Annotated in this window: 1 protein-coding gene; it reads right to left on the bottom strand. The window is 49.6% G+C overall.

Annotated features, from left to right (window positions below):
• Positions 1-254 precede the first annotated feature (254 nt).
• On the bottom strand, positions 255-12068 hold the full coding sequence (locus K2Y22_13545; GenBank protein MBX9879479.1) for a hypothetical protein: 11814 nt from the start codon (positions 12066-12068) through the stop codon (positions 255-257).
• Positions 12069-12087 lie beyond the last annotated feature (19 nt).

Below are 12087 nucleotides of genomic sequence, written 5' to 3'. Positions count from 1 at the left end.
TAGCACCTTGGTTGGTAGTAAAGACCTACTTGTACCCATAGCACTAGCCGACCCCCAGAGCACCAAACCGGACACTCATGGCTAGCCAATCAGCAAAGCTACATTCACCGCCGCAGGACATGCTGAACAACGCCCACTCAACGTTTATATGCCCTCGCATATATATATTTAAACTACTTTTCCGTTAAACCGGGGTTCGGTTTAATGTTTTACGAAATTCTAGTTAGCTAACTGGTTAGTTATTAGCTGTTAGTTTACTGCCCACCTTTTATATCATCCGTGTAGGCTCCATGCGAGCTAGTAGTGAGCATTAAGCAAGCTGCCATTTTAACCAAGCGAGCTTCTATAGCTTTGTCATCTGCTTCGTTGCTGTGGCAAATTTGTCTCAGTATTTTGCTTGTCTCGATAAGAGACAACAATGAGAATTCACATGTTGCAATATGTTTGTCGCATTGAGAGTCAATGGCTTTTGTGTGACGTCTGCCTACTTTGTCGTGTTTGCTTTCTTTGTAAACAGCTTCATTTTCACTGATGATGACTTCATGTCCAACGGCGACGTGAAATTGTTTTCCGTCGACGACAACGCACATAGAATCGCCGCCTGTCTCGTATAGATTACGAATTTTCAGCGAGTTGCCTTCTTGGCTAATAAAGGCAATTGTTGAGGAATCTATCGTTATGATTGCATCTCCGGAGCGAACGGTTGTTTTGCCTTTGTTAGCAGCAATGACCACGTCACCTTGCTTTACCGCGACAACACCCGGTTCATTAACGAGTACTCTGGCACCACCGACACACTTAATTGATGTGCCGGCTGTTTCAAATGTGTAGATTTCACTCTTGCTGTCAGCAGGTTTTAAACGTTGGTATTCCAGTCCAGGTGAGTAGCTTATCGGCTGATATGGCGAAACTGTGGGATCTAAATTGCTGTAAACATCGTTGTCTTTGTGCTTCCGTAGTTCATCTTCTGTCGCAGGGAATGCGGCGTTAAGTGCTTGATTAACCGAGTTGTTCAACGTGTCATTGCCAACAAGCGTACCGACTGATGATGCCGGACTGGTATCAAACGGGATAACGGTAGTGGAAATTGTCTGATGTACTGCAGTCGTTGTTGGAATTGTTGTTGCAAAAGACAATGTTGGAGCTGTTGATTGACTTGCCGTTGCATCACTTGGAAGTGGTGGGTCAGCTGTTATGGTGACGTTGCCCCCTAGTGTAATAGCTGATGAGCCTTGTCCGCCTGTGCTGAAGACAACATTTCTGCCCTTAGCATTAATTGTGTTATTTGGTGCAGATGCGTTAATACTATTTTGTCCGAAATAAACAACTCCGCCACCTGACTCATTGACGGTGACATTAGCTGGAACGCTGCCGACAACAGGCATCGCGGGAATTGGTCCGATGACGATATTGACGAAGCCCAATGCCGGATTACCGGTTGTATAGCCAGTCAGGTTGGCGCCGCTGGCAATATCAATGGCGCCTGCGGCCGCATTTGTATTCTGAATGGTGAGATTGCCTTCATTGGCGTACATCGTCACGTTATTGCCTATGCTTATTGTTCCTGTGGCGGCAATTAAGGTGATTGATCCCAGAGATGTATTTATCTGTCCATTAGCACCAATTGTTGCTTGGTTTACATTGAAGGTAATATCTTTCTGCGAATTGATTGTTACGCGTGAACTTATCACCGTTGTTCCTTCGTTGGCGGTCATCGTGACATTGCCACCGGTGAAATTAAGTGTTGCAGTACTGGAGCCGGTACCGCCGCTTATGCCTATTGTGATGTTTTTTGGTGAATCTATATTGATTGCACCACCGGAGCTGGCAATTGTGGAGGAGGTATTAGCTTGCAGGTTCAAGGTAAACGGATTGGGATTTGGAGAATAAATAGTGAGCGCTGTGCCACTTGTTTTGCTGCCTGTAATTGTGTTGTTGCCGCTTAAAAGTAAAGTTGTCGCTTGAACTCTGCCTGCAGTTTGATTGGCGAAGGTAATTGTTTTATTTGCTGCCAGAGTCATGGCGCAGCAGGAGGCACCGATTGTTGCTGTGCCCGATGATCCTGCATCAAGAGTAATTGAGTTGTTAACGGTTAGTCCTGAGTCATAGCCGATAAGGCTAATGTTATTAGCGCCGCTGCCTGTCATCTGCACAGTCCCGGCAGTGCTGCCTGAGATTGTTACACCGCCGCTGCCGGAAATGTTGATTACGCCGGCATTGTTGCTGGATTTGAGCGTCCCCTCTAGTGCAAAGTTGTGATTGCCGCTGACTTCGAGGGTGATGTTGCGATTGGACTGAACAATGACGTTGCTATTTATCGATGTGTTACCGTTGGAACTTTGCATGTATACATTGGCATTGTTCAGATTAAGAGTTGAACTATTAACTCCGGCAGTTTTAGCAAATGCCAGTGAAGTACCTTGAACTACTATCTGACCGGAAGAGACATTGATGTTAGCCGAACCGTTGTCCGGTGTGGTTATCGTCAGCAGATTGCTGCCGCCTGAAGCAAATAGGCTAACTGTATTGGCACTTGTTATGGTTGCTGCATTGCCGAAGATAATATTTTGTCCGTAGAAGGCTAGTGCGCTAGTGCCTGTTATGGTGGTGGTTGTACCAGCACCGAATGTAATTTGATCAGCAATGACATTGACTGTTCCGGAGGCGCCGGCGTTAAAAGTGTAGTTGGAGTTCATTGTCAGAGCAGTTGAAATGCCTTGTACTAGAACAAGAATTGATGCTAAGCCACCGCCGGTTACGGAAATACTTCCTGTTGGTGAGCCGCCCATTACTAAACTGCCATTGCGGCTTGAGATAGTGATGTTGCCATTTGCTGCACTTGAAGTTATTGTGCCGTTGACATTCAAGGCGCCGCCATCTGTATTTACTGTAATGTTGTTATTAGATGAAAGAATGACACGCGTGTCGATAGTAGTATCGGCGCCATTAGAAAATGTCTGTAACTCGTTGTTGACTTGCAATGTTGAATTGCCGGTGCCTGTCGTCTTTGTTATTACCAACGGCTGCGCAGCATATGAGCCAATGAACGCTACACCGCCAGGCAAATCCAAAGTCACGGTTCTGCTATTGGTAAGAGTAATATTTGTGGACAGTTGATCGCCAGTTAAATCTAGATAGCCTGCCGAGTTTGTAAATGTGGCATTACCGCTGAAAGTTATTTGAGTAGCAATAACTTGACCATAAGCACTGCCGGTTATCGTCTGCGCGGTGTTGTTGTTAAATGCAACTGAGCCTCCGGAAGCTGTTGATTGCAATTGCACGTAAGTATCTACATCAGCATTGTATGTCAGTGATGCAGCAACTGTCAGCGCATTGGCGCCTTGTGCCTGAACTGTTATGTATTTACTGCCACTGCCGGTGACTGCCAAGATGCCGGTGCCGGCAAGAGTTAGATTGGTTGTACTTTGAATGAGCAAGTTGGCAGCAGCTTTGTTCGTTGTAATCGTTCCGTTTACTGTTGCTGTATTGCCGCCATTGACGTTTACTTCAATGTTGCTGTCGGCAGATAAGATAACGCCGGCGTTGATGGCTGTGTTGGCAGCCGACACTGTTTTAACAAGTCCGGAGCCGCCTGTTGACAGGATAAGGATGGCGTCGGCTCCAGTAGTTTTTGAAAATGTCAGTGTGCCGTCAGTTAGTGGCGTGAAAAGAATCGTGCCACCAGCAGTCGATATGCCGCCTGTTGTCGTGCCTGCCTGAGTTCTTACTAGAAGGTTATTGCCGGCGGTACCCGAATCGAAAGTGATGTTGGAGGATCCTGTTGCAACAAGAGCAGCACCGTCACCCAAGAAGCGAAAATTCTGTGCGCTCACCAAGATCGAAGCACCTGATTGCACAGTTTGTATTGTCCCTGATGCAATTGAAATAATGCCGCCGGCTGTTTGTGATTTGAATATTGCTGAGCCTGCTGCACCTGGATCCATGGTTGTATTACCAATGAAGGCTAGACTATTTGCGCCATTAGCAATTAATTGAATTGTGCCTGAAGCGCCGCCGGTGAAGGCGATAGTACCTGTTCCGGCTATGTTTAAATCAGTTGTACTCTGCGCAACAATAGAACCCGATGATTTGGAGGAATTGATTGTTCCGTTTAAGTTGAGGTTATTGTTGCCATTGATGTTCATTTGAATGTTGCTGTCGGAGGCAAAGGTAACCAAACTGTTTATGTTTTGATCTGTATTGTTGCTTGTAATAACCGTGCCAAGACCTTGCGTATTGAAGTTAAGTGTCGTAGCGGCAGTGCTCGATTTGTCGAACGTAATTTGTCTTGTGTTAGTTGTTTGTATTTGAATATCTGCTCCATTTGTTTGAATGGTTGCTGATCCTCCGGATGGTCCCTGCACAACTAGAGTTGCTCCAGCAGCACCGTTGTCGATGGTGATTGCAGTGCCAGTTGAGCTTTGGCTTTGTATGAGCGCGCCATCGCCGAGAACTACCGTGCGAGAACTTACGGTAAGAGTACCGCTGGCTATATTCTGCGTAGTGGATGCACCAAAAGTGAGCGGGCTGCCTGTCGTTATTGCAGAAATGGTTGTGGAACCGGCAATTCCTGGATCGTAAGTCCATGAGCCATTTATCGTCAGTGAGTGAGTGTTGCCGGTTGTTTGAATGAGGATTGAACTAACTCCAGTTCCTGTTGATGTTATTGAACCATTGCCGGTCAATGTCATTGTGTTGGCATTTTGAATGGTAATTGTGCCGTTATTTTGTGAGGTTGTAATCAAGCCACCGTTATTAACTGCTCCTGTTGTAATTGAGAGATTGCCTCCGGCTGAAGCCACAATACCTGAGCTGCCTACAACCAGACCTGAACCGGTACCGATTGCAGTAATAGCCAAATTGCCACTTGCTGACTGAATGGTGCCATTGGCGGCAATAGTTAAGTTATTGCCGGAGGCGGTGAGTGCACCAGATGATCCCGATTGGAAATTCAAGGAGCCGTTAATTGTTACGTTGCCGGTGGAGGTAACCGTATTGGTAGTGGTGACATTTTCAGTAACCCCTAATGGAATATTGATGTTGGTGAAAGTCGTCGATGTGCCGCCAGCAGCTGTAATTAACGGATAATTGGAATCTGCAAGCGTGAATATGCCGGATACTTGCGTGCCGGTGCCGCCTGCATTGAGAGTGACATCTTGCGAGCTTGTTGTTGAAACTTGAACTGCTGCTACCCACTGAGCAGGTGTCACTGCTTGAGCCGGAGCAACGGTCATGAAGGAGTTACCATTGTATATAACGACCAAGTTGCCAGCGAAAGTGCGTGGTGTTGAAGTGCTATTCACCGGATTTGGAGTATTGATGCCGTTAATTGAAAGCGTCGAACCCGCTTTAGTTCCCAGCTGGGCAGCAGCTCCGTTGCCACCGGGCACAGGTGTTGTGCCGACCGTAAATGTGCCACCGGTGAAAGCAACCATGGAAACTGTTGAAGTTGTAGTCAGATCCAAGTTAGTGCTGTACTGAGTCAGTGTCGATGTTCCTGGCGCTACGATTGTCATGGAAGAGCCGCCGAAAGCGTTATAGCCGCCGGTACCGCCAAAGAGGCTTGTGCCTGTTGCTGACAAATTAACTGTCTTGCCGTACATAATTATGTCGGCATTTGTAGCGGTAATAGTATTAGCTGCCGAGCCACCGGCTGCTGCTGCCACATAACCGGTTACTGCCAGAGAGCCAACAGCCATCAATTGAATACTGTGTCCCGATGTTCCTGTTGGTTGTCCAACGCTGCCACCGCTACCGCCCGTACCGGCTATGCCACCGGAGGCGTCTACATTGCCGGTTATAGAGATGGATTTTTTCTGGCTCTCGATATCGATTTTGCCTCCGGCACCGCCGTTACCGTTGCTACCGCTGACCGCTCCGTTGCCGCCAGTACCGCCTGTTGCAGTGATAGTACCTAGATTTACATTGTCTCCTGTTGAAATAATCATCGCTGTGGCGCCTGCGCCGGCGGCTCCACCGGTGCCGTTGCCGCCGCCAATTTTGCTGCCGCCGTTGCCACCGTTGGCACTTATTGCATTAAGGGAAATAGTGCCACTTGCTGCAACTGTTATGTTGCCGCCGGTCGCACCTTGACCGCCTGTACCGCCGGAGCTGCTGGCTGTGCCACCATTACCGCCGTTAGCTGTGAGTGAGAGATTTGGTAGCGTGATGACGCCTGATGTTGAAGTGAGTCCGGCTGTAAGTGTTATTGCTCCGCCTGCATTGCCTGTACCGCCTGAAGATGTTCCATTAGTGCCGTTAACGCCGGATGTATTGTAAGTTACTGCTGAAACATTTCCTGGAGCTACTATATTGGTGCCGGCGGAAACAGTTAAACTGCCACCGCTTGCTGTAACAGAGCCTGCCGACAATATGCCGGAGAGATCGACTGCGCCGTTGGTCGATGTTAGGGATAAGTTGTTGATTGCAGCAAAACTGTTAACGGTAGTTAGGTTTTGATTGGTTACAAGGCTGAATGTATTGCCGGCTGAGTTTTGTATCGTGCTGCCGATTGTTGTATTTTGTAAATTGACATTTGAGTTACTGGTATCAGTTATGTATACAGATCCTGATTGAGCATTAGCTGTAATATTCGTTGCACTGGTTGTGATACGGTTGCTGGTTGTACCGATGTCGCCACTGACACTGGCACGCAGAACTAGAGTGCCGGCTGCGATTCCTGTTGGTCCGGAGAAGGCGATGGCAGTGGTACCGGCACCGGCTGCGTTAGTGTCTATTACATAAAATGTACCGGAAGAACTGGCGGCATTGGAAAAGCCGTTGTTGTCTTGCAGTGTTACGCGTGCGCTGTCGGTTATATAAGAAGAACCATTTGTAGCTTGTGCGGTCAAAAGACCGGTATTTACAGCAACCAGTGAAGAGGTTGAACCAATGCTGCCGTTTGTGGAAGCAAGAATGACATTGTTGCCGGTAATAGTTTGAGAACCACCGGTTAAGATGTTGCCGCTTGTAGCAGTTGCTCTAAATTGGAATCTACCGTTGGATGTGTTGGCGCCGGAATTGTTTATTGTGATATTTCCGGTTGACAAAGAGTCATTGACGTAAACAGAACCGTTAGGTGCATTGAGAGCGACTGTACCTGCGATAATTGCTATGGGTGTTGCTGATGTGCCAACATCACCACTGGTACTGGCATTGAGAATTACAGTTGCGGCACTAATTGTTGTTGGTCCGCTAAATGCAATTGCAGTATTGCCGGAGCCGGCCGCATTTGTATCAGTTATGGAGAAGGTGCCGCTTGATGTTGAGGCTCCGTTGGTGAAGGCGCCATTGTCCTGCAAGATGACCTTGGCGCTATCGGTTATATAGACGTTGCCACTTGAAGCAGAAGCTGTCAGCAGCCCTGTGTTCACAGCTACAGTGGAACCGGATGTACCGATACTGCCGCTAGTGGATGTTATAACAAGTGTCTTGCCGCTAATTGTTTGTGAAGCACCTGTGAGCAGGTTGCCGCTTGTTGCAGTGACTTGGAATTGGAATGTGCCTGTTGATGTATTGACTCCTGAGTTGTTAAGTGTGATGTTGCCGCTGGATAATTGATCATTGGCATAGACAGAGCCGTTGGCTGCGTTCAATGCCAGATTAGACAAACTTACTTTCAGCGGAGATCCGGATGAGCCAATACTATTTGCTGTCGAAGTCAGGCTTACTGTTGTAGTTTGCGTGCTGGTTATCAATCCGGAGGCACCGGTTGTAATGTTGCCCGCAGCATTGATACCACCGGAAGATGATCCCGAAGTGGCATTGAAGCTAAGCGTGCCGTTAATAGTAATTGGACCAACTGTGGGTCCGTTTGCCGGAATGACGGTAGTTGTTGTGACGTTGGCTGTAACTGATGCTGGAATAACTAAGGTTGAGAAGTTGCCGCCATTGTCGCCTGCCGTTGGAAAATTGACTGAGGCTATCTCAAAGCTTCCGCCTGTTGCAATCGGGGTGTTTGTTGTATCAACTATCAGTGTCTGAGTGCCGGCATATAGGTTTTGGATGACGGCAATACGTTTTGCCGCAGTCATAGTGCTTGCTGAAGTTACTGAGCGCACGGTGTTGCCACTGTCGCGGTAAAGCAGCCCGGCAGAACCACCCGTAAATGTCTGTGGTGAGGTATCGAGGATATTATGAGCGGTTGGATGTCCGCTGTTAGGAGCCGTATTGATGGTAATGGTGTCACTGGTACCGTTGATGCGGCTGGCGATTTGACCTTTGCTGCCACTTGAACCCATTGCAAAGGTTGCACTCGTGTTGTTGCCGCTAAAACCCACAGTAGAAATACCATTGGTGACGGTGTTTGTTGAACTGAGATCACTGGCAGAAGCATAGTTCTGACCGATGGTGGCACCGGGTGATGTGATATTGACCGAGGAGCCACCGAAGATACTGTAATTTGTTCCACTTATATTTGTCGTGCCGTTTATGGCTACAGCATTGCCTGCTAATGTAATAGCACCTGCACCGGAGGTTAAGGCGCTGCGGCTTGTGCCACCTGCTTGAGCAAGAATATAACCACTTATAAAGATAGGACTGCCGGGAGAGGCAAAACCCTGTGAAGCAAAATTGCTGTTAGCTCTGACTGTAATCGCTCCCGGTTGACCAACTGTTGGTCCATTGCCGCCGGAGGTATTTAGATTGCCTGAGACTGTGACAGCGCCGTAGTTTGTTGTTTGAATGGACATGGCTCCGCCGGCTGCACCGTTGCCTTGAGTCGAGCCTGTGCCCCCGGTGCCACCGGCTGTGCTGACATTGCCTGTGATTGTTATAGGTCCTGCCGTATCGGTAATTGTAACTGAGCCTCCCTGTCCGCCGGTACCACCTGTGCGTGATGAATTTGTACCTCCGGTACCTCCGGCTGTTGAAACGCTGCCGGCAAGTGAAACAATGCCGTTGGCATTTAAGGATAAGCTGCCACCGGCACCACCGACACCTCCATTGAAGCTGGAAGAAGTTGATGTGCCACCAAGTCCGCCCGCTAGATTAATGGCGCCGGCGACTGTGACGTTTTGTCCGGCAGTTAAACTTATTGCTCCGCCTGCACCACCTGCGCCACCCACGGCGCTGGTGGTGGAAGCACCGCTGCCGCCGACAGCAGTAATGCCACCTAGGCTGATTGATCCTGATGAAGCAGATACCGTTAAGCCGGCTGCTGCTCCACCGGCGGCTCCATTTGTTTGTCCGCTTCTATCTACTCCTGAGAGATTGAGAGTACCTGCAATGGAAACATCACCACTGGTGGCTGTTATTTGGACAGCTTGACCGGTCGTGCCTCCATAGATTGAAACATCAGAATAAGGTGAACTGGTGAAGCCTGTGGATCCCCCTGTTGAACCAGGATAAAAGCTTGAAACAGTGCCTGTTAAAGACACGCTGCCACCGGAGATGGTGATATTACCGTTGGTGGAACCGGCGGCTCCCCCCATATTTCCTTGTCCTGCTTGCCCTACTTGATTGGCAGTTGCATTTGTACCGACGCCACCTACGCCAAAGACACCGCCTGTTCGGCTGGCGTTAGGAGTAGTATCAAAACTGTTGCCGCCTTGTCCGACCGAACCGTTCGTTACGCCGGCACTTCCTTGCGGGTTTTTTGAAACGCCGCCGGAAACGGCGCTGCCGCCTGAGGCGCTTCCCCAGTTGGATGTGCCGCCGCCGCCGAAGAGACCGCCGCCTGCACTGCCGCCGTCGGCGCCGCCGCCGCCACCACCGAAACTGGCACCACCGCCACCACCGCAGCAAGAGGCGCTGCTGCCATTGCCGCCGCCTCCGGCTGCTGCCAACACAGGACCGGTAATTTGGACAACTCCAGCTCCATTGATACTAATATTTCCTGCTGCACCACCGGTGCCACCTGTAGCCGTGCCACCGGAATTTCCCGTGCCACCGCCACCGCCGCCTGAAGTATTGATATCACCTGTCAAAGTGATAGCACCGGCGGTGGAAGTTAGTGATACGGCAGCTCCTGCGCCCCCATTGCCGCCTTGTGTGCCGATAACTCCGCTGCTACCGTTATTGCCACCTTCACCGCCTGCACCAAATGCTCGTAAGTAACCGGCACTTATGCCGCCAGGGGCGGTAAGTGTAATTGTTCCTGCAGAGCCACCGGCTTGGGCTCCTGCTGAGCTTCCTGAAATTGTGCCGGAATTATAGCCACCTGTACCTGTAGCACCGCCCGATGTATTGATGAAGCCGCTGCTTATGCTGGAGCTGTCACCTGTCGTCACCAGGCTGACTGCTGCGCCGGCGCCACCGGCGCCGCCGTAATAAGCGCTGCCGCTGGTACCGGTGAAGCTTCCCCCGGTGCCCCCATAGGCACTAATATTGCCCACCGAAATATTGCCGCCGGCATTGAATGTGACGCTCCCTGCTGCACCACCGGCGCCACCATCAGCTGCCGTGTTGCTAGTGCCCGTGCCACCGATTGTGGCAATTGCGCCCGTGGTGATGGAGGTGCCGGCTGTAATGTTGATGGCTCCGCCTGCGCGGCCGCTTGTACTGGTTGAGCCAATGGTAGTTAAGGCACCGGTAGTAACAGAGGCAGCTGTCGTGCTGCCGGCTGTGAAGCCTCCTGTGAGGGTGCCGTTGGTGAGTGATGTGCTGCTATTGGTGCTTGGAGCGGCAGTTCTAAGTGTAATAGCGCCACCATTTGAACCTGAGCCACCACCTGTGTTAATAGCACTTGTGGTAATACCGGCGCCTGAAGTTGCTCCGGCTATCATTGTCACGCTGCCATTGAAGCCAGTACCACTGCCGGCTGTTGATATAGATTGCTGAACACTTATCGTGCCTGGTGTGAGAGCAGAACCGGCACCGGATCCACTAAAAGCAACCATGGTTAAGTTGCCACCGCTGGTTGTGATGGTGTTACCTGACCCTGTTAAGTTAATAGCCCCGCCTGTTGTCGAACCGGAACCGGAGGCAATGGTTACTGTGTTGGCAGTATTGTTGTTGATTTGAGTATTTGCTAATGGTGTTGGTCCGGTAATATTTGCCCCGGCAATAAATATAAGCGTACCGTTAGTTGAAGTACTGGCAATTGTTGAGATATTACCGCTGACGGTTATGTCCTGCCGGGCGGCAAAAGCCAGGTTCTGTCCGGAAGTTGTCGATACAGGACCGGTTACTGTAATGGAACCTAGAGTGTTGTAGTAGGTTGGATCGCCTGTAATAATCAGCGAGCCTAAAAGTAAATTGTCAGTTGCAGCCTGGACATGGGCGCAACCGGCATTAATATTGACCGTTCCTAAAATGTCGTTGACGTTAACATCGACAATGCCATCTCCGGAATAAATATTTAGTTCTCTGGATAGAAAATCACCACCATGAAGAATGGTATTCATAGCGCCGAGGTAACTTAAGTCTCGAGCGTTGATTATGCCGTTCAATGCCGACAATTGACCATTGACATTGTTCAGGATTAAATCTGTAGAGAGTTTTGAGGCGAGATTGATGTTGCCTTGCATAGCCGAAATTATGCCGCTATTCACAATATTGCTTGCTGTTAGGTTAACAGTGTTGACTGCTGTTAACATGGCTGCCAAATTTGCTTGCGTGGCGGCATTCGTGATGGTGCCGCCTGCTGTCATTGATAGGTTGCCGGCGCTGGAAATCATTCCGGCATTAACTATGTTGTTTACTGCTGTTAGATTGAGGCTGAAATTACTGACCAGATTCGCCAGGTTTAGTGAGAGCCCAGGGATACCACCTTGCGGAATGACTGAAGTAATTAAGCCGCCGGCATTGTTATAGATGTTATTGGCGTTAATGGAGCCGATGTTTACGTTGGGGTTGGTTGAATAGGCGTAAATTGAACCATTGTTTGTCAGGTTGCCGGGCAGCGTCAATCCACCTGTTAGGGAGCCGAAGTCAATAGCAACGGTTTGTTGTGGGTTGATCACTAGATCAGCTAATTGCCCAAGCGAAGTATGGTCCAGCACTACAGGAGCAGGGGTGCTTTGGGCAGCAGCTCCATCAACAGGTGCCTCTTGAGCTTGAAGCGGCAGAGGCAGATAATTGAACGTCAGCAAAAATGCCAGGGGTAGTGCTAGTAGGGATTTCTTCATTGGGATTCCGGGCACAGGG

The organism is Candidatus Obscuribacterales bacterium (assembly GCA_019744775.1).
Classification (GTDB): Bacteria; Cyanobacteriota; Vampirovibrionia; order Obscuribacterales; family Obscuribacteraceae; genus SBAT01.
The sequence above is the reverse complement of the archived record's forward strand: the minus strand, read 5'-3'. Positions and strand labels throughout refer to the sequence as shown.